This window comes from Pseudomonas sp. Irchel s3b5, assembly GCF_900187435.1.
In the GTDB taxonomy this organism is placed as follows: Bacteria; Pseudomonadota; Gammaproteobacteria; order Pseudomonadales; family Pseudomonadaceae; genus Aquipseudomonas.
On the sequence record NZ_FYDY01000001.1, the window covers coordinates 394683 to 413230 of the forward strand.

Annotated in this window: 18 protein-coding genes and 1 pseudogene; 9 read left to right on the forward strand and 10 right to left on the reverse strand. The window is 57.5% G+C overall.

Going from position 1 to position 18548, the window contains the following annotated elements; all coding sequences use genetic code 11:
* Nucleotides 1-28: 28 nt before the first annotated feature.
* Both CKW15_RS01735 and CKW15_RS01740 read right to left on the reverse strand, forming a co-directional pair.
* Nucleotides 29-1432, reverse strand: a complete 1404-nt coding sequence (locus CKW15_RS01735; RefSeq protein WP_095151408.1) for an MFS transporter — start codon at nt 1430-1432, stop codon at nt 29-31.
* Nucleotides 1423-2307: a LysR family transcriptional regulator gene (locus CKW15_RS01740; protein WP_095056785.1), complete on the reverse strand. Its 885-nt coding sequence runs from the start codon at nt 2305-2307 to the stop codon at nt 1423-1425. The genes CKW15_RS01735 and CKW15_RS01740 overlap by 10 nt, the downstream gene beginning before the upstream one ends.
* A 166-nt stretch (nt 2308-2473) precedes the next feature.
* On the opposite strand from CKW15_RS01740, the gene CKW15_RS01745 reads away from it, so the two are divergent.
* The 4 genes and pseudogenes from CKW15_RS01745 to CKW15_RS01765 form a co-directional block, all read left to right on the forward strand.
* The gene (locus CKW15_RS01745) at nt 2474-3829 is read left to right on the forward strand and encodes an MFS transporter (protein WP_095151409.1); all 1356 of its coding nucleotides are present in this window, start codon (nt 2474-2476) and stop codon (nt 3827-3829) included.
* A 15-nt stretch (nt 3830-3844) separates the two neighbouring features.
* Nucleotides 3845-4300 carry a type II 3-dehydroquinate dehydratase gene (locus tag CKW15_RS01750; protein ID WP_095056787.1) on the forward strand — a complete coding sequence of 152 codons (456 nt, stop codon included), beginning with the start codon at nt 3845-3847 and terminating at the stop codon, nt 4298-4300.
* A gap of 130 nt (nt 4301-4430) precedes the next feature.
* Nucleotides 4431-5726 carry an OprD family porin gene (locus CKW15_RS01755; RefSeq protein ID WP_095151410.1) on the forward strand — a complete coding sequence of 432 codons (1296 nt, stop codon included), beginning with the start codon at nt 4431-4433 and terminating at the stop codon, nt 5724-5726.
* A 437-nt stretch (nt 5727-6163) separates the two neighbouring features.
* Nucleotides 6164-6645: pseudogene (locus CKW15_RS01765) on the forward strand (outer membrane beta-barrel protein); the annotation flags it as partial.
* Between the two features lie 142 nt (nt 6646-6787).
* Here CKW15_RS01765 and CKW15_RS01770 read toward each other — a convergent pair.
* The 4 genes from CKW15_RS01770 to CKW15_RS01785 all read right to left on the reverse strand — a co-directional run bounded on the left by CKW15_RS01770 (nt 6788) and on the right by CKW15_RS01785 (nt 11555).
* On the reverse strand, nt 6788-8092 hold the full coding sequence (locus tag CKW15_RS01770; protein WP_256580295.1) for an OprD family outer membrane porin: 1305 nt from the start codon (nt 8090-8092) through the stop codon (nt 6788-6790).
* Nucleotides 8093-8272: 180 nt separating this feature from the next.
* Nucleotides 8273-9595, reverse strand: a complete 1323-nt coding sequence (locus tag CKW15_RS01775) for an MFS transporter (RefSeq protein WP_095056790.1) — start codon at nt 9593-9595, stop codon at nt 8273-8275.
* A gap of 65 nt (nt 9596-9660) precedes the next feature.
* Complete coding sequence (locus tag CKW15_RS01780; RefSeq protein WP_095056791.1) at nt 9661-10731, reverse strand: M14 family metallopeptidase; 1071 nt, start codon at nt 10729-10731, stop codon at nt 9661-9663.
* Nucleotides 10731-11555: a gamma-glutamyl-gamma-aminobutyrate hydrolase family protein gene (locus CKW15_RS01785; RefSeq protein WP_095151411.1), complete on the reverse strand. Its 825-nt coding sequence runs from the start codon at nt 11553-11555 to the stop codon at nt 10731-10733. The genes CKW15_RS01780 and CKW15_RS01785 overlap by 1 nt, the downstream gene beginning before the upstream one ends.
* 108 nt (nt 11556-11663) lie before the next feature.
* Between CKW15_RS01785 and CKW15_RS01790 the strand changes: the two genes are divergently transcribed.
* The 5 genes from CKW15_RS01790 to CKW15_RS01810 all read left to right on the forward strand — a co-directional run bounded on the left by CKW15_RS01790 (nt 11664) and on the right by CKW15_RS01810 (nt 14937).
* Complete coding sequence (locus CKW15_RS01790; protein WP_095056793.1) at nt 11664-12593, forward strand: LysR family transcriptional regulator; 930 nt, start codon at nt 11664-11666, stop codon at nt 12591-12593.
* Between the two features lie 135 nt (nt 12594-12728).
* On the forward strand, nt 12729-12977 hold the full coding sequence (locus tag CKW15_RS01795; RefSeq protein ID WP_256583035.1) for a DUF2790 domain-containing protein: 249 nt from the start codon (nt 12729-12731) through the stop codon (nt 12975-12977).
* A 329-nt stretch (nt 12978-13306) separates the two neighbouring features.
* A complete protein-coding gene (locus CKW15_RS28620; protein WP_095056934.1) occupies nt 13307-13708 on the forward strand; it encodes a hypothetical protein in 402 nt (133 codons plus the stop codon).
* A gap of 241 nt (nt 13709-13949) precedes the next feature.
* On the forward strand, nt 13950-14240 hold the full coding sequence (locus CKW15_RS01805; protein WP_095056794.1) for a hypothetical protein: 291 nt from the start codon (nt 13950-13952) through the stop codon (nt 14238-14240).
* A gap of 136 nt (nt 14241-14376) precedes the next feature.
* Nucleotides 14377-14937, forward strand: coding sequence for a hypothetical protein (locus CKW15_RS01810; protein WP_095151412.1), 561 nt, complete (start codon nt 14377-14379; stop codon nt 14935-14937).
* Between the two features lie 30 nt (nt 14938-14967).
* Here CKW15_RS01810 and CKW15_RS01815 read toward each other — a convergent pair whose 3' ends face one another.
* The 4 genes from CKW15_RS01815 to ctaD are packed head-to-tail and all read right to left on the reverse strand — an operon-like array spanning nt 14968 to nt 18483.
* Complete coding sequence (locus CKW15_RS01815; RefSeq protein ID WP_095056796.1) at nt 14968-15285, reverse strand: cytochrome C oxidase subunit IV family protein; 318 nt, start codon at nt 15283-15285, stop codon at nt 14968-14970.
* A gap of 13 nt (nt 15286-15298) precedes the next feature.
* The gene (locus CKW15_RS01820; RefSeq protein WP_095151413.1) at nt 15299-16012 is read right to left on the reverse strand and encodes a heme-copper oxidase subunit III family protein; all 714 of its coding nucleotides are present in this window, start codon (nt 16010-16012) and stop codon (nt 15299-15301) included.
* A gap of 6 nt (nt 16013-16018) precedes the next feature.
* Nucleotides 16019-16711, reverse strand: coding sequence for a cytochrome c oxidase subunit 3 (locus CKW15_RS01825; protein ID WP_095151414.1), 693 nt, complete (start codon nt 16709-16711; stop codon nt 16019-16021).
* Nucleotides 16708-18483: a cytochrome c oxidase subunit I gene (gene ctaD / locus CKW15_RS01830; RefSeq protein WP_095151415.1), complete on the reverse strand. Its 1776-nt coding sequence runs from the start codon at nt 18481-18483 to the stop codon at nt 16708-16710. The genes CKW15_RS01825 and ctaD overlap by 4 nt, the downstream gene beginning before the upstream one ends.
* Nucleotides 18484-18548 lie beyond the last annotated feature (65 nt).

Genomic DNA, 18548 nt, shown 5'->3' on the forward strand with positions numbered 1-18548 from the left:
CAGCGCTCAACACCCGCTCGGCGCCTTCTTATGCTCGCTGCAAGACCGACTCGCCCGCCTTCGGCGGCAATCGCAGGTTGTCCAGCAATGCAATCCCCCCAATCGCCGCGACACAAAGGAACGCCAGCTGGAAGTCCACTGTCTGTGCCTGCCCGGTATTGCCGTGGACGGTCATGGCGAGTCGCAACAGCAACGCGCCCACGGCAACGCCCATCGCCATGCTCAGTTGGAAAAACATACTGAACAGGGTTGAAGCATCGCTCATCTGCTCCTTGGGCACATCCGCAAACCCCAGCGTATTGAACGCCGTGAACTGCATGGAGCGTGACAAGCCCCCGACGAACAGAATCAACAAGACAAGCGCCCTGCTCATGTATTCATCCAGCAAGGCACAAGCCGCGATCGCCAACACACCGAGGACACCATTGACCATCAGCACCGGACGAAACCCCCAGCGTTGCATCACCGCCGAGGTGAACGGTTTCATAGCCAGGTTGCCCGCAAACACGGCCAGCACCAACAGCCCCGCATCCAGCGCGGAAAGACCGAAGGCCAGTTGAAACATCAGCGGCAGGAGAAACGGTAAGGCGCTGATGGCGACCCGAAAAACCGACCCGCCGCACAGGCAGACGCTGAAGGTACGGATGCCCAAAACACCCAGCCCCACCAATGGCTGAACATGACGACGCATATGTCGCCAGGCCAAGACCCCGAGCACCGCACCAGCACCACTGAGCAACAGTGCCTGAACCATATTCGCCTGGCCTTGCCCCAGCATTTCGACGCCAAACAGCAGCGCAGCGCTGGCGCTGCCAGTCAGCAAAAAACCACTGAAATCGAAGGTTCGGGCAATGACGTGTTCTTGCTTGGGAATCAGGAACAGCGCGGCCACCAACGCCAGCACGCCCAACGGCAGATTGAGGTAGAAAATCCACGGCCAGGAAGCGTGGGTGACGATGAAACCGCCCAACGGCGGCCCGAGCACCGGAGCCACCAGACCGGGCCAGGTAATAAAGGATATCGCCCGCACAAGGTCTTTCTTCTCGGTGGTGCGAAGCACGGCCAGGCGTCCGACCGGGACCATCATCGCTCCGCTGATGCCCTGCAACACACGCGCAGCGACAAAGGTTTCCAGGCTGGCACTCAATGCGCACATCAACGAGGACAGGCTGAACAGCACGATCGCCGAACTGAACACAAGCCGTGAACCAAAGCGATCCGCCAACCAGCCGCTGATGGGGATGAACACCGCCACCGCGAGCATGTAGACACTCATCCCGATGTTCACATCCACCACCGGCACGCCAAACGTACGGGCCATGTCAGGCAGTGCCGTCGCGATCACCGTGGCATCAAGGTTCTCCATGAAAAACGTGACGGCTACCAACAGGGCAATCCACATCGAACGGCGTTGAGACACAGTCACCCCCATCCATGAGCCTCCTCAATAAAGTGCAGCACCGCGCTGGAACGCTCATCGATGCGTGAAATCAGCGACAGTTCGCTGACCATTTCCGCTTGAACCAGCGGCACGATCCGAATGCCGGGCATGGTCAACCGGGTCATCGTTTCGGGCACGATACTCAAGCCGATACCGGCAGCCACCAACCCGGGGATGCTCATCAGTGACGGCACATACATGATGTTCTCGGGGTGCAGCTGGTTTTGCCGGCACGCCTGGAGGGTGTGCGAGGTCAGGCCGATGCCGGCACTGTCCTGCAAAAACACGAATTTCTCGTGGCGCAGCGTCGCCAGTTCACCCGTGAAGCTGTCCGCCAGTTCATGGTTGTCCGGGATCAGCAAAACCAGCCTGGATTGACTGAAATGATGGGTGCGCAGACGATCCGGCAGGTGATCCTTGAACACCCGGGCAAAAGCCAGGTCGAGTTTGTGGTCCAGCAACATGTCGAACTGTGCGCGGATCCCCGCGTCCACCAGCGACACTTTGACTTCCGGGAAAGTACTGAAGTAATGGCGCAGCAATTGCGGCAGGTTGGCCTCGAACAACGCCGAGTGGTAGCCGATGTTGATCTCGCCAACCTCCCCGCGCCGGGCACGCCGTGCGGCGGCAATCGCCAGTTCGCTGGATTCGATGGACTGCCGCGCATGGGGCAAAAACGCCTCGCCCGCAGCGGTCAACGCCACTCCTCGATTCTCCCGGCGGAACAGGGCCAGCCCCAGCTCGGACTCAAGTGTGCGCATCAATTGACTCAGCGCCGGTTGCGCAATACACAGTTGTTCAGCCGCCCGGCTGAAGTGCTGCAAGTCGGCGGCGACAACAAAGGCTTTCAGATGACGCAGTTCCATGAATCTCACCCATAAGGCCAGCTTATCTATTTGTCTTGATTTCGATAATTATTCTGTAGAGGGGATGCGCTAATGTCTACTCACTTCGACGTTTCCTGCCCGTGCCTATGCTCGAACGGAATCGTATGGGTATCCCGTAACCATAAAAACAATGACGAGCACCTCAATGAGCACAACCAGTCACGAGACTCATGATTCGCGCATGCCTCGCAAAGCGGTGACCGCCGCGACCGTTGGTACCGCTTTGGAGTGGTTTGACTTCACGCTGTATGGCGCGGTGTCGGCGACCATTCTGCCCAAGCTGTTTTTCCCGGCCATGGAGCCGACCGCCGGCCTGCTCGCCTCGCTGGCAACGTTTGGCGTTGGCCTGGCCGCCCGTCCATTGGGCGCGATTACGTGTGGTTACCTCGGTGACAAATTGGGCCGCCGCAATCTGATGCTGGCTACCGTGACCCTGATGGGTCTGGCATCGGTACTCATGGGCCTGTTGCCTACTTATGCTCAGATCGGCATTTGGGCACCGATCCTGCTCGTTCTGCTGCGGATCATTCAAGGCTTCGCGCTGGGCGGTGAGTCCACCGGGGCACAACTGATGGCGCTGGAGCACGCATCTCCCGACCGACGCGGACGTTATTCCGGCTTGCTCGGCTTGTGTTCGCCCCTCAGTCAGATATTAGCCAACGGCGTATTGATGGGCCTGGCCGCGACACTGTCCAGCGAACAATTCGAAAGCTTCGGCTGGCGAATCCCGTTCCTCATGAGTTTCGTACTGGTGGTGGTCGCGATTTTCATCCGCCTGAAAGTCGATGAAACCCCAGCCTTCGTCGCCTTGAAAAAGACCCCGATCAAGCAGGAAAAAAGTCCGCTCAAATCCGCCGTGGGCAGCCACTACAAAACCATCCTGCGTTTGATGTTTTTCTTCTGCTCGCCCGCTGCGCTGTTCTATCTGATCGTGATTTTCTCCCTCAGCTACCTGACCAAGCACCTGGGCTTTAGCCAGTCGACGGGCTTCATGTCGCTGATGGTGGCAAACATGTGTGCAATCTTCGGTGCGCTGGCCGGTGGTTATCTGTCCGACCGTTGGGGCCGCAAAAAGGCGCTGGCATTTGGTTCGTGCATGACCTTGCTGATCCTGTTCGTCTACTTCCCGATCCTCAACACGCTGAACGTTGCCGCCATCATGGCAATCATGGGGCTGTTCCTGGGCTTCACCCAGTTTCAAAGCGGCATCCAGCCGGTGGCATTCGCCGAAGCCTTCCCGACCCAGGTCCGTTATTCGGGTTCGGCACTGGCGTACACCGGCGCCAACCTGGTGATCGGCGGTCCTATGCCAATGATCGCCGTGTATCTGATGAGCCAGTCGAACAACTCGCCGTGGCCTCTGGTGACGCTGTGCGCCGTGATCAACCTGATCTCGCTGGCCATGATTCTTATCGGGCCTGAAACCCGCGGCATCGACCTGAACGCCGTAGCGGCACCTGATGCGGACACGACTGCCGCTCCAGCCCTTCTTTCCAAATAACGCAGCAGGACGACCATGAACCGCACCGTCTTCATCCTTAACGGCCCTAACTTGAACCTGCTGGGTCGTCGTGAGCCGCACATCTATGGCCACACCACACTCGATCAGATTCGTCAAAGCAGTGAACGGCTGGCCGAGGAACTTGACCTGGTCTGCGACTTTCGCCAGACCAACCACGAAGGCGTGATGGTCGACTGGATTCAAGAAGCCTTCGAGCAAGGCGCAGCCTTGATCATCAACCCGGCCGGCCTGTCGTTTCATTCGATTCCTGTGCTCGATGCCCTGAAGCTGCTCAGCGCACCGCTGATTGAACTGCATCTGTCGAACATCCATGCACGGGATGAACTGCACCGCCACTCCATCATGTCCGGCGCGGTCAATGCGGTGATCTGCGGTATGGGGGCCGACGGCTATCCGCTGGCAATCAGGGCCATTGACGACCTGCTGCGTCGTCAGGTGGCCAACAGCTAACACCCCTCTTCGCCAAACGCTTACACGGCGGTCTCTCGGCAGATGGTTGCCAGAGCCGCCTGCGCCTGAAATTCAGTCGCACGCTGCAAAAACCGCCAAAAAAATAATAATTCACTGCGAGAGAATCCTCATGCATCACTCTGTTTTTCGCCGTAACGTGCCCGCACATTACGCATTGATCGGCCTGACACTGGCACTCGGTACAGGCGTGGCGACTGCGGCTCATGCCGATGAAAATAGCGGTTTCATCGAGGGTGCAACCAGCACGCTCAACCTGCGCAACGCGTACATCAATCGCAACTTCGTCAACCCCGCCTATCCGCGTCCAGCCGCACCACAGAACAAAGCTGAGGAGTGGACGCAAAACTTTATTCTCGATGCCCGCTCCGGCTATACCCAAGGTCCGATAGGGTTCGGCGTGGACGTCCTGGGACTTTATTCGCAAAAACTCGACGGCGGTAAAGGCACCACGGGCACGCAACTGTTGCCTGTCCACGACGATGGACGCCCTGCTGACAATTTCGGACGCTTGGGTGTTGCGGCCAAAGCCAAGGTTTCAAAGACAGTGGTGAAAGTCGGCGAGTGGGTCAGTACCCTGCCAATCCTGCGTTCGGATGACGGTCGGTCGCTGCCGCAGACCTTTCAAGGTGCGCAGATCACTTCCCAGGAGATCGGCGGGCTGACGCTGTATGGCGGTCAAATCCGACAAAACAGCCCGCGCAACGACGCCAGCATGGAAGACATGGCGATGAACGGCAAAGCGGCGTTCACTTCCGACCGATTCAACTTCGGTGGCGGTGAATACACGTTCAACGAAAAGCGCACTACGGTTGGGCTCTGGTACGACGAACTTCAAGACATCTACCAACAACAGTACTTCAGCCTCAATCACAGCCAACCGGTGGGCGATTGGACGCTAGGCGCCAACATGGGCTACTTCGTTGGCAAGGAAGACGGTGCCAGCCTGGCCGGCGATATGGACAACAAGACCGCTTTCGGCCTGTTCTCCGCAAAACTGGGCGGCAACACGTTTTACGTCGGCTTGCAAAAGCTCACCGGCGATACCGCGTGGATGCGGGTCAACGGTGCCAGTGGCGGGACCTTGGCGAACGACAGCTACAACTCCAGCTTCGATAACGCGCAGGAACGTTCCTGGCAGGTTCGTCACGACTTCAACTTCGCAACCGTCGGCGTTCCTGGCCTGACGCTGATGAACCGTTACTTGAGCGGTGACAACGTGCACACCGGCGCTATCACTGATGGCAAGGAATGGGGCCGCGAATCTGAATTGGCTTATGTGATTCAGTCTGGCGTCCTGAAAAACCTGAGCGTCAAATGGCGCAACTCAAGCATTCGCAGAGACTACAGCACCAACGAATTTGACGAAAACCGGCTCTTTATCAACTACCCGATTTCGTTGCTGTAGTGCGACTCGCATAAACACGCTGCGACCCTCCAAGTGGATGTGAATGAGACCAGGTTGATCTGAAAGCGGGGACTTAGACGATTTTCTTTGTCGAGTCCCCATTCACCGTCCGACTATCATCGGCCGAAAACGGCCTGCCACGTTCGCTATAGGCAGCAACTGCCAATAGCGGACGCTCCCCGCTCATGCGCCCGCCTATACACCGATTTACGGATGATCTGGAACAGGTGTGGTCGTGATGTCGAACGCTTTGTGAAGATCGAGTTCTGACAAACTTCGGCGAAATGTTCCCGAGTGCCAGTGACCGCCACCAGATACTTTGGGAAACCCCGAAACGCCTGTTCGGCTTTACCGCCTGACCTGAAAAATCACCGATCACTCAGAACGGCTCACGCTCTCGCGAGGCCACCACCGTTATCCCAACAGTGCGTGCTTTCATCCAGACACCCCGCGGCCGCCTGATCTCCACTGATGGTCAGTTCAAGCAGCAGCACTCGCTCAATGGCTGGCACAAATTCAATGAACAGTGGTCGATGGGCGGTGAAATGGTCTACGGCCATCAATCGGGCGACGGCAAGGCGTCGACCGTGGACATCGTCACCAGCCCTGGTTTTGACGGCGCGCACTGGTGGGGGCCAACGTCGCGTTGACTTACCAGCAACGCAAGGACTTGTCGTTTTCGGTGCGGGCCGAGCATTTCGACGACCCGGACGGCTACGTGCTGTTCCCCTCTTCCACCGCACGCGGCGCCTTCAATGCGCTGACCACGGGGCTGCGCTACGATTTCAACAAGTACCTGACCCTGCGCCCGGAACTGCGCTACGACTGGTTCGATGGCCGCGATGACGCGCGTCCTTTCGGCCAGGGTGATGCACGAAATCAACTGACCGGGACTGTGGAAGCACTGGTGTATTTTTGAGGTCAGCAGCCTCGGAGAAAAGCTCAGCGGCAGAAAGGCTACTCGAGGCCGACGGCGAACTCACCGTCGGCCTCGAGCGGGGTAACTGCAGGTGTCATTGCAACTACCTGACGGAAAATCGACGATCCAAACTACGACCCGGTTACAGGATTTTAAAGGGAACGTTGATAATCAAACGGAACTCTTCGATATTGTTTTCCAGTTGCAATGGGCTGGACCGGTGCCAGACATAACCGCTCATCACACTCGCCCCTTTGAAACTACCGGACTGCAAGGTGTAGCTGGCCAGCGTGCCGACTTCATACTCGTTTTCGTCATCCTGTTTTTTAAAGTCGGCGTACATGCCGTTTGAGCCACCATTGTAGTGGGTGGCATCGATACCCCAGCCCTTGATGTACCACACCGAGGTCTTCAAGCCTGGCAGGCCGTAAGCGGCAAAGTCGGTCATGTAATTGATCTGGTACGACTTTTCGTTTGGCCCGTTATAGTTCGAGAGCGCGACGTTAGGCAGGTTGATTGCATTCGACTCACCGACAAAATCGAAGAATTCGTCGCCATCGATTTTCTGCAGGCCAAACTTCAGCGTATGGTTTTTCCAGGTCGGTGCCACGCTCAGGCCGTAGGCCTGCTGATCGATGTAGCCGCCCTTTTCGGCACCACTGGACTGGGTGTTATAGACATCCAGCTGCATGTCGGTACTGATCGGGCCCCACTGGTATTTCTTGCCCAGGCCAAAGTACTCACGGTCCCAGATATCGTCGAAGCGCGACAGGTAGGCACTGGTGCGCCATCCGCTTTGGGTCACGAAATCTGCACCACCGTAGGCGATGAAGTCGCCGGTGACGTGCCGGTACGTATAGGTCGGCGTCAGATCCTGAGTGCCCGCGCCAGTCCTGGGGGATGCCCTGTCGAAGAACCCGGACTTGATCGTCAGGCCGTCGATATCACGGCTTTCCAGCGAAACACCGTCGAAGGAAGCGGGCAGAGTCCGGGTGTCTGCGTAACCCATGACCGGCGTTCTGGACATCTGCTGCCGACCCACTTTCAGCGTTGTCTGCGCGAGCTTTACCTTCAACGCCGCCACGCCGATTTTGCTCCAGTCGTCGACCACATTGCCGTCCTTGTCCACCAGCACGCGATTGCTGCCGCCAGCCGTTGTCAGCTGGCTGCGCTCCAGCGCCACTGCCGAATAGGTTGAGACGTCGAGACCGAAACCCAGGGGGCCTTGAGTGAAACCGGATATGTAATCAAGCTTGAACCCCTGCACCCAGGCAGTACGGTCTCGCACCGCACGAGGGCCATCATTGGTCTGTGCGCGGAAGTGCACAGCCTTGCTGCCGATTTCATGGGAATACCACTGACGCGTATTGAGCGTCAGTGTGCTGTCTTCGACAAACCCATGTTCCTCTGCAAAAACCGGCGACGCTGAAATAGCGGCCGCGAGCATACCCGCCGACCATACTGGAAGCTTTTCTGTGCGGTACATTGACTTTGCCTATAGCGGAGTTATTGGCAGACGAACGTCTGAAATTATTGTTGTTGTTTTATCGCGAGGTCGAAGGCGCTTTATCTGCGCACTCCAACCTTCTGCTTCGCATAAATGCAATATTGCACGGGGTGCCAGCGGTTATTCCTGAACGTTGGTGTCACGTGATTCAGGCAGCATCCGCATGGCAATAAGGCTAACGATGCTGATACCGACCAGGTACCAGGCGGGGGCCATGGGGCTGCCGGTTACAGCAATCAGCCAGGTGACGATGAACTGGGTACTGCCACCAAAAATCGCGGCACCAAAGGCATAGGTAATTGACAGGCCGGTGCTGCGCACAGCGATCGGCAACAGCTCCGGTACCTGGACGATACCCGCCGCGCCAAACATGGCCGTCAGGGCTGCAAGTACCGCATTGACGGTCAGCAGCGTGACCAGACTGGGTGACCCCGTGAGCCACAGGAACAGTGGGACGATCAGCAAGGTCAGCGCGACCCGAGGTAAAATGTTGGTCAGGCGCCGTCCGTAACGATCACTCAGATGCCCGCCAATCAGGGAAAAGACAAAGGTGACGATCCCGCCGATCAGCACACTGCTTTGCGCGACCGCTGCCGGCAGCTTCAGCACCTGTACCGCGTAGCTCACCATGTAGTTGCCGATCTGCGATGCGACCGCGATCGAGGCGAACAACATCATGCCCAGGATCAGAATCTTTTTGTGGTTGCGCAGCACTTCGCCGACTATCGCGCTACCGCTGCGTTCATCGGTGCCCTCGTGGGTCTCGGGCAGGGACTTGCGCATGTACACCACCAGAGGAATCAGCACCAGGCTCAGCAGGAACGGAATCCGCCAGCCCCAACTGGCCAGTTGCTCAGTGCTCAGACTCAGGGACAGCACCACCCCGAGCATGCCGCCAACGGCAACGGCCAAGCCTTGGCTGGCGACTTGCCAACTGGCGTAGAAGCCACGGCGGCCGGGAGGTGCAGCTTCAATCAGCAACGAGGTGGCAGGACCCAGTTCACCGCCCAGGGCCAGGCCCTGCAGCAGGCGGCAAAAAACCACGAAGATGGGGGCCGCGATACCAATTGACTCGTAGCTCGGCGTGATGGCCACGCCCAGCGTGCCAAGGGTGATCAGGGCCGCGGTCAGGATCATTGCCGGTTTGCGCCCGGCCTTGTCGGCAAAGGTGCCGATCAACACACCGCCCAGTGGCCGCGCGAGAAAGCCGACGCCAAAGGTCGCTGCCGCAGCCATCAGGCTGCCGTATTCGCCTGATACCGGAAAAAAGGCTTTGCCGATGTAGATGGCGAAATACGCGTAGATGACAAAGTCATAGAACTCGAGCGCATTACCTGCCACCGCGGCGGCGACTGATTTCTTGCTGATGGTGGGGTGTGGAATTGCCCCTTCAGGGCTTTCCTCACTTGGGTTTTCAGTGATCGACATTGTCGAGTAGTTCATGGATCAAGATCTCTGTATTTATTAGAATTTATCTTAAACAGGTCCCTGTTTTCCGAGGTATGCCCTTACCAGTTTTCCAGTCCTTGCAGTGCCTGAGCCACGACATGGCTGGCTTGCGTCCAAACGGGTGTTTTCCAGTCCGCGTGGTTGGGGTAGAACAAATCCTTGAGTCGCTGGGTGATCTCGCTGCTTTGCGCCGTGTTCTGCTTGCCGTGGCGGAAAACCCAGTGGTCGGCCCGCAGCGTCGTGATCACTTTCTCGATCGGGTACGTGCCGAACTCCAGGCAAATGCCAATGTGTTTGGCCGACGGGCATTCCTGCGAAATGGCCACCTGAATCGGGCCGCTCATCGGCACGCTGGTAGAGCTGCCGGCATGTACATCGGTGATCTCACCCCACCAATTCCTGGCTGTCTCCAGGGTGCAGATGTCACGGGTGGCGAAGATTTTTTCCCCGTAGCCGTAGGGGCCAAGTCCAGTATGGACGTCGACAGAAGCGATGACCGTAGCGTTTGCGGCATAGGTACGCAGGATCTGCCGGAAGGTGGTGTTGCTCCAGGTCGGCGTCTGTCCACCAAAGAACATGCCGTCCGGGTAGTGGTATTGGCCCAGGGAAATGGCGCACTGGAACTTCTTGTCACCATGGGTCATTCGGTATTGCTGCAATACCTGATCATCCTTGGGGGGCCATTGCGCAGGCAGCAGTGCCTCATGGATTTCGTGATAACCCTCGTTTTGAGGGAGCGGACCGTCGAACTGAATGAAGTTACGGTTCAGGTCGACGTTTTCCTGGGTCACTCGCCGCAGGTGGGAAAAGCCGTGCGGGTTGATCGCGTGAACATAGAGAATCGCCGTATCGTCCGGCTTCGGCGTATCGAGCCGCAGCGTGCCTGTCTGCACGGCCGAACCAGGAAAGCCTTCCACGCCATGCACGCCGCTGAGCACGATCAGCACTTTGGAAGCGTCCCTCGGACCGTCGAACACGACATCCGTTGCCAGCGTTTCGTCATTGGCACCTTTGAGATTCAGCTCATAGCTGTCGATCGACAGCCCTCGCTGGTGGGCAGCCGCAAAAAACTTTTCGCGTGCTTGTGCATACGAATCACTGAAAAGATCGTCGATGTGTTCTGCGTTCATCATGAAATCGAGGTCTCGGCGTCTGCAGCTTGTACGATCGAACGCAGGCGCGTTTCGCGGCGTCGTCGGCAGGCATCACCAAATGCCTTGAATATGACGCGGGACAACGGGTCATCGTGCACGCGCATCTCCGGATGCCACTGCACCGCGAGGGCGAAGCTGCTGGCGCCCGTGACTGAAAACGCCTCAATCAACCCGTCCGGTGCGGTGGCCTCGACCGTCAGGCCGGTCCCGAGCCTTGCGATGCCTTGATGGTGCAGGGAGTTGACTTGCGCATCATCCGTGCCTCGCAGCCGGGACAGCAGCCCACCCGCAGCAACCTTGATGCCGTGACTGTATTGGTACCACTCGACGATGGGGCGGGAATGGTCACCTTCGCGGTGGTCAATGGCCCCGGGGCGCTGATGAACGGCACTGTCCAGCGTGCCACCCCAGGCGACGTTCATCTCCTGGAAACCGCGGCATACCCCCAATACCGGGACCCCCGCTTCGACCAGCCTTCTGACGAGCGGTAGAACCGTTGCGTCTCTGGCCAGGTCCAGCGTCGAGACGTCCGGCGTGGCGGTGTCGCCGTAACGCAGCGGCGAAATATTTGACGGGCTGCCAGTGAGCACCAGCCCATCGATATTGGCCAGCAGGCTCTCGAAGTCGATGGCATCGGGGTCAGCGGGCAGCGCCAGGGGCAGTGCACATGCCGTGCTCGCCACTGCGTCCACGTAACCGTGCAGCAAGGTATGCGCGGGATGGCCATAGCGATCCACGCGATCGGTGGCGATGGCAACAAGGGGTCTGGCGCCGTCCGCTGACAGTGGCGATCTGGTCATGGTCAAGTCCCGTAGGGGTAAACGAAAACCCAGTCTATGAGATCGTTTAATCATGGTAAATTGCATAATAAATTCTAATTTCATGCATTAACTGCAAGTGAGAAATCCATGAACACTCGACAGTTGCAGCACTTTCTCGCCCTGATGAACACCGGATCGCTCAGCGCTGCGGCCGATGCGGTGCACCTGAGTCAACCGGCGCTCTCCAGAAGTATCAAGGCACTGGAAGACGAACTGCGGGTGTCGCTCTTTGACCGGACTAATCGTCGATTGCACCCCACGCCATTCGCGATGGAATACCTCGAGCGGGCAAAGCGCATCGTTTTCGAGGAGCGTGAAGGGGCGCGAACGCTAAGCCTGATGAAGAATGGGGCTTATGGCCCGCTCGTGTTCGGCCTGGGCTCGTCGGTGGCCCATGACTTCCTGGCCTCGCTGATCCGGCAGCTGCTTGCCACGGGCCCGGGCCTGAAGATCCAGGCCCAGGTGCACAGTACCGATGTGCTGCTAGATGCCCTGCAAAAGGAAAGGCTCGACTTCTTCATTGGTGACGTGGGTGCGGCCGCCCGCTACCCGGAGCTAATGGTCGAGCCTTTGTACACCTGCAGTTTTGGCTGGTTCGCCCGGGCCGGGCACCCGCTGGCCGGGCGCAAGGGCCTGACCATGGATGACCTGAAAGAGCACCCGTTGATTGGCTCCGGATACATCAATGAGATGTTGGCAATGAAAATGGCCCATCTCTATGGCATGCAAATGCCCATCGAGACCAACTTTGCCGCGAGCATCAATAACATCGAGACGGCGCACGACCTCATTCTGAGTACCAACGCGCTTTTCCCCACCACGTTCCTCGCCATGATCAAACTGCTGAGGGAAAAGTCCGTCGCGATCCTTGATGTCCAGCCACCCTTTGAGCTGGACCTGACCCTGGGCATCGTGACGATCCGGCATCGAACACAGACGCCCGCCGCGAAGCAGTCGTTCAACATCATCCGGTCGTATTTCCAGGAGGCGGAGCAGGAGATCGCGGCGTATCTATAGTCGTGCCTGACGGGGCGCATTACCCACCACGGGTCCATACTGGTTGATTGCATCGACCCAAAAAGTGACTCAGACAGTCACTCGATCAACTGGACAGGGAATGGGAAGCGCTACAGAAATACTGAGGAAACGAAAATGAAAAAGCCATTGTGTTTCGTCATGCTGTTGCTGACGACAGGTCCCGTGCTGACCGCCAGCGCGTCATCTGTCGCCGATACTCAGTACAAGTATGGGATGCACCTGGATATCGCCGAGGTGGTCTCGGTGACGGCAACGCCCGTTGAGGACGCAGTGTATCCGGCGACCATGGAGTACATCGACCATCAAGGCCAGACGCAACGGCTTGCGTACATCCTGACGGACACCACTTGGGGCGGTCAGTAGTTCTGGTCAGGTCGCGCGTCGCGATTGATGCGGGTGCATGGAGTTGACCGGCAAGGTCGCGGCCGCCTTTGCTGCGCCACCTGAATCAATGGGGAGTTGCGGTTACGCAACGCGACGTTGCGACCCGTATCAGAAATGAGCATCGAGAAAGTGAGTTTCAAGAAGGGTCAACACTCAGACCTTTGGCTATTCAGGCACCGCCCTCCAGAACTTTTCTCTGTTTATCGGTCTATGTGGATAGGCACATCCGCTCAGTCAGCACGCCCCCACAGGCTGACCTCTGTCAGATGGCCACATGCCCAATTGTCAATCAGAGGTTGTCTTCGCTCATGAAATTCCATGTCCCCCGGATGGTGCTCCTCGGCCTGTTCGCGTTCGCGGCAGTGGGCTCGGCATCAGCCACACAGTTGAAGACGTCAACCCCTGTTTTCGCCACTGAGGTCGCAGCCGTTCAGGCTCCGCTCCAGCCCGCCAGCAATCCTTGGCCGACCTTGGCCAGTATGGCTGGCACGCAACAAGCGCCTTTACTTGCCCATGACGACCGCCGGTACTGGCATGACGGCCACTGGCATGATCGCAGAGACGATTGGCGCCGGGACGACTGGCGTAGAGATAAATGGCGTAGAGAACAAGCCCGTCGAGAAGCCGAACGCCATCGTGATTGGGAGCGCCACCAGGATCGGGCCATGCGGCACCGTTACGAGGACGACCGCCGTTACTATCGCCGCTAGTGCAAAGTGCCGCTCTCTTTCCAAGCCGATGCTCAACTGCGAAAGGCCTTATCTAAGCAGGGTCTATTGCTGCTCTTCATGCAGGACAGCAATCGGCCAAAATGGCCGGTGGTCGTTGCATTACGATTGTCGCCGGTGTTTGGCTAAGCTTAATAAATCAGGGTGAAATCAAAACTTAATCAAGAGCGGCCATCAACGGATCTGGATTGGCATCCAGGCGGCACTCCAAAGGGAGACGGCTATGTATGCAGTGATAAGAACCTACCTGGGTACCGGAGCAAAAGAGCTTTTCCAGCGGTTGGAAGAGCGCCATGTCGACGTCGAAGCGACCCTGCGCACAGTGCCTGGCCTCGTCAGCTACACACTGTTGAATACGGGTGATGGCGGCACGTCGGTAACGGTTTGCACGGACAAGGCCGGCAGCGATGCGAGCCTGAAAGTCGCGCGTGAATGGGTTCAGAAAAATGCATCGAACATCCACGCAAACCCGCCGATCGTAACGGAAGGTCCGGTCATTGTGCAGATCAGCTAGCGGCCAATCCGCAGGGTGGTGAGTGCTATACTTTTTTCAGATTGCATGAGGTGTGCAACTACGTTCCCCACAGTACAGCTACCGACTGCTGCAGGACAGAGGAGGTCTACAGCAAACCCGAAACGGGAGGTGTGGCATGAACCGACACTATTACATCAGTGACAATCTCAACGATCTTGAAACCGTGGAATATGAACTGGAAGCCAGCGGCATCAATTCCGAACAGATCCATGTACTCAGTGAAAAAGTTGCTGATGTAGAAGACCATCACCTCCACGAGATCAGCTCTTTAATGGAACAGGATGCGGTTCACTCGGGTGAGATTGGTGCGGTGATCGGTGTTCCGCTCGCGGCGCTGGTCCTGGGTGGCGCCTATTGGATGGGCTGGACCGAATCCGCCGCAGGCTGGATGCCCTTTATCTTCCTTGCCATTGTTGTATTGGGCTTCTGCGTCTGGGAAGGCGGTTTTTTTGGCTTCCAGGTGCCGAACACTCACTTCCGCAATTTCAAACAGGCCGTAAAAGACGGCAAACATATCTTCTTCGTGGATGTTGAACCGTGTCAGGAATCGGTACTGGACCAAGTCATCAAACAGCATCCGAAGCTGAAGATCGCCGGCACCGGTACGGCTGCCCCCCACTGGACAGTGGCCTGGCAGCACAAATGGCATCAGTTCAAGCGAGTGATATCGGGTTAGCATCTGGAGACAAGGTCATCCGAACGTTGCTCACTGGCCAAAGAAAATGCCCCGGCTGAGGAAAATATAGTCTGCCTCGGTGGCCATCAGCCCGATGAGCACCAGTAAACACAACGGTGGCACCAGTATGGCGTAGACCAAGGCCAGGCGCTCCCATGCCATGTGCATGAAGATGGAGACAATCAAACCTGCCTTCAACAACATGAAAGTGATAATAAGGGACCACCGAAGGTAGCCTTGGAAGTGGAAGTAATCGACCAGGTACGACAGCGTACTGAGGACGAATAACAACCCCCAGATCTTGAGGTACAAACTGATTGGATGTTGCTGGCCCTGAGCAAGTGCCATCACTCGTGCTCCTCTACCATAAATAGAAGAATGCAAAAATAAATACCCACACCAAATCCACGAAGTGCCAGTAAAGCCCGGCTATCTCGACGTTCTGATAGTTTCCGGAGCGCTCATAATCTCCACGCCATACCTTCAGCGCCACAATGCTGAGGTAGAGAGCGCCGATTGACACATGCAGTCCGTGAAAACCGGTAATCATGAAAAAGCAGGCACCAAACTGCGCCGCGCCCATGGGGTTCCCCCAGGGACGCACCCCTTCTGCGATGAGCTTGGTCCATTCAAACGCCTGCATGCCGACGAAAGTCACCCCCAGGGCAGCGGTTGCCAGCATCAGCGCCGTGGTTTTCGCGCGATCACGCCGATAGGCGAAATTGACGGCCATGGCCATGGTGCCGCTGCTACTGATCAGCACAAAGGTCATGATGGCGATCAGAATAAGCGGGATTTCCTTGCCGCCGATCGTCAATGCGAACACTTCACTGGGGTTCGGCCAGGCGCTGGTGATGGTCATGCGTACCGACATGTAGCCGGTCAGAAAACAGGTAAATATAAACGTATCGCTGAGCAGGAATATCCACATCATCGCCTTGCCCCAAGACACCTGCTTGAAGGCCTCTTTATCCGAGGACCAATCGCTGGCGATGCCCTGCCATCCCGGTGCAGGCGGCGTACCTGATGGACTGGATGAACTGGACTCGGCTTGGGCTTGTGGGTGCAATGCCATGGCTGTTCACCTCAGGCCGCAGAATCTGGCGATGGCTTCATAGGTTTGCGGCGTGCTGGTCAGCAGCGCGAAGAGCACGAACCAAAGGCCCAGCAAGTAATGCCAATAGATGGCACAGAGCTCTACGCTGGCGCTGAGTTGTGCCAGTGGCACATGCCGCAAAAATTTAGCGACGGTCCAGCACCAGACGATCAGCCCGCCCAGCACATGGAGCCCATGCAGACCGGTCAACAGGTAGAAGAAACTGTTGGCCGGATTGCTGGCGACAACGTAGCCCCAGGCGACAAACTGCTGCCAGACCCAGAGTTGCCCCGCCAGAAAGGCAATGGCAAACACGCCCCCCAATGTAAAACCAATGACCGTTGCGCCCCGCCTTGCCTGTCGGGCGGCCACGCGCGAGCACTGCAGTGCGATGCAACTCAATACCAGGAAAGCCGAATTCAACCAGAGCGGCCACAGATCGCCTAACGGCGCCCAAGGCTCTGTCAGGGGGCGCCAGTCGGTCATTTGTGAACGGGCAATAAAGGCAATCAGGAAGAGGAAAAATAACGAACTCACCACCACCAGAAACAAGCGCAGGCCTACCTTCGCGGTTTGCCTTCTATCGGCAACCTCGGCGCCCTGAATACCCTCAGGGTCGCGACTCCAACTGGCGCCGGGATCAGCGCCGCCGATGTTTCTCAATAGCAGCCTGTTCATGTCTTGATGTCCGCTATTTTAGGTCCGGCACTGAGTTGCCGCATGTGCTCCAGCGCCTCGGCGGAGACCGTTTGCGGCACAAAATCCTGCTCGATCCCCGGCACACTGTAGTCATAGGCCCAGCGATGCACGACCGGCAATTTCTCTCCCCAGTTACCGTGTTTCGGCGGGGTGTCCGGTGTTTGCCATTCCAGGCTGGCCGCGCCCCAGGGATTACTGCCTGCGGGTTTGCCCTTGAATGCACTCCAGGTCAGGTTGAACAGAAACAGCAGCTGAGAAACGCCGACCGTCAATGCGACCACCGTAATGAAAGCATTCAAGTCTTGCGCGGACTGCGGGATGAAGGCGTAGTTTTCATAGGCGTAATAGCGACGTGGCATGCCCTGGAATCCCAGGTAGTGCATGGGGAAGAAGATGGCGTAGGTGCCCAGAAAGGTAATCCAGAAATGCAGCTTGCCCAGGGTGTCATTCCACATGCGCCCGGTGACTTTCGGGAACCAGTGATAAATGGCGCCGAACACCACCAGGACCGGGGCGACCCCCATGACCATATGAAAATGGGCCACGACGAAATAGGTGTCCGAGAGCGGGATGTCCACGATCACATTGCCGAGAAACAACCCGGTCAGACCACCGACCAGGAAGGTGACGATAAAGGCCAGGGCAAACAGCATCGGTACGGTCAGATGGATGTCGCCGCGCCACAAGGTCAGTACCCAGTTATAGACTTTCAGCGCGGTCGGCACTGCGATGATCAACGTGGTGACGGCGAAGAAGAAGCCAAAGTACGGGTTCATTCCGCTGACATACATATGGTGCGCCCAGACCACAAAGCTCAGTACGCCAATCGCAATAATGGCCCACACCATCATTCGGTAGCCGAAGATGTTTTTACGCGCATGGGTACTGATCAAGTCGGAGACCAGACCAAACGCAGGGAGCGCAACGATGTAGACCTCCGGGTGGCCGAAGAACCAGAACAGGTGCTGGAACAATATCGGGCTGCCACCCTGGTGATCGAGCTGCTGCCCCAGCGAAATCATCGCCGGCATGAAGAAACTGGTGCCCAACAGCTTGTCGAACAGCATCATCACCGCACTGACAAACAACGCCGGGAACGCCAGCAAGGCCATGATCGAGGCCATGAAGATGCCCCATACCGAGAGCGGCATGCGAAACAAGGTCATGCCGTGCGTGCGCGCCTGCAACACCGTGGTGACGTAGTTCAACCCGCCCATGGTGGCCGCGACAATGAAAATCGCCAGTGAGACAAGCATCAGGACAATGCCCCACTCCACCCCCGGTGTGCCCTGGGTAATGGACTGTGGCGGATAGAGCGTCCAACCGGAACCGGTCGGGCCGCCAGGGACAAAAAAACTGCTGAGCAACACCACTACCGCCACCAGGTAAAACCAGTAGCTGAGCATGTTGACGTAGGGGAAGACCATGTCGCGGGCGCCCACCATCAGCGGGATCAGGTAGTTGCCGAAGCCCCCCAGAAACAACGCCGTGAGCAAGTAAATGACCATGATCATGCCGTGCATGGTCATCGCCTGATAGTAAGTACTGGCATCCATGAACGCCAAACTGCCGGGGAAGCCAATCTGCATGCGCATCAAGCCGGACAACACCAGAGCGATGAGCCCCACGAAGATCGCCGTCAACGAATATTGAATGGCTATGACCTTGTGGTCCTGACTCCAGATGTACTTGGTCAGGAAACTCTTGGGCTCGTGCAGTGCTTCTGTTTCAGCTTGCTCCGCATAGGCCATCACGTCATCCTCCTGCCGAAGTTTCAGTGTATTTCTGGCTGCTTTACGGCTACTTCCCTGGCTCC

Coding starts and splice junctions, on each gene's coding strand:
- CKW15_RS01735 (WP_095151408.1), bottom strand. CDS start 1,432: ATGGGGGTGACTGTGTCTCAACGCCGTTCGATGTGGATTGCCCTGTTG.
- CKW15_RS01740 (WP_095056785.1), bottom strand. CDS start 2,307: ATGGAACTGCGTCATCTGAAAGCCTTTGTTGTCGCCGCCGACTTGCAG.
- CKW15_RS01745 (WP_095151409.1), top strand. CDS start 2,474: ATGAGCACAACCAGTCACGAGACTCATGATTCGCGCATGCCTCGCAAA.
- CKW15_RS01750 (WP_095056787.1), top strand. CDS start 3,845: ATGAACCGCACCGTCTTCATCCTTAACGGCCCTAACTTGAACCTGCTG.
- CKW15_RS01755 (WP_095151410.1), top strand. CDS start 4,431: ATGCATCACTCTGTTTTTCGCCGTAACGTGCCCGCACATTACGCATTG.
- CKW15_RS01770 (WP_256580295.1), bottom strand. CDS start 8,092: ATGCTCGCGGCCGCTATTTCAGCGTCGCCGGTTTTTGCAGAGGAACAT.
- CKW15_RS01775 (WP_095056790.1), bottom strand. CDS start 9,595: ATGAACTACTCGACAATGTCGATCACTGAAAACCCAAGTGAGGAAAGC.
- CKW15_RS01780 (WP_095056791.1), bottom strand. CDS start 10,731: ATGAACGCAGAACACATCGACGATCTTTTCAGTGATTCGTATGCACAA.
- CKW15_RS01785 (WP_095151411.1), bottom strand. CDS start 11,555: ATGACCAGATCGCCACTGTCAGCGGACGGCGCCAGACCCCTTGTTGCC.
- CKW15_RS01790 (WP_095056793.1), top strand. CDS start 11,664: ATGAACACTCGACAGTTGCAGCACTTTCTCGCCCTGATGAACACCGGA.
- CKW15_RS01795 (WP_256583035.1), top strand. CDS start 12,729: ATGAAAAAGCCATTGTGTTTCGTCATGCTGTTGCTGACGACAGGTCCC.
- CKW15_RS28620 (WP_095056934.1), top strand. CDS start 13,307: ATGAAATTCCATGTCCCCCGGATGGTGCTCCTCGGCCTGTTCGCGTTC.
- CKW15_RS01805 (WP_095056794.1), top strand. CDS start 13,950: ATGTATGCAGTGATAAGAACCTACCTGGGTACCGGAGCAAAAGAGCTT.
- CKW15_RS01810 (WP_095151412.1), top strand. CDS start 14,377: ATGAACCGACACTATTACATCAGTGACAATCTCAACGATCTTGAAACC.
- CKW15_RS01815 (WP_095056796.1), bottom strand. CDS start 15,285: ATGGCACTTGCTCAGGGCCAGCAACATCCAATCAGTTTGTACCTCAAG.
- CKW15_RS01820 (WP_095151413.1), bottom strand. CDS start 16,012: ATGGCATTGCACCCACAAGCCCAAGCCGAGTCCAGTTCATCCAGTCCA.
- CKW15_RS01825 (WP_095151414.1), bottom strand. CDS start 16,711: ATGAACAGGCTGCTATTGAGAAACATCGGCGGCGCTGATCCCGGCGCC.
- ctaD (WP_095151415.1), bottom strand. CDS start 18,483: ATGGCCTATGCGGAGCAAGCTGAAACAGAAGCACTGCACGAGCCCAAG.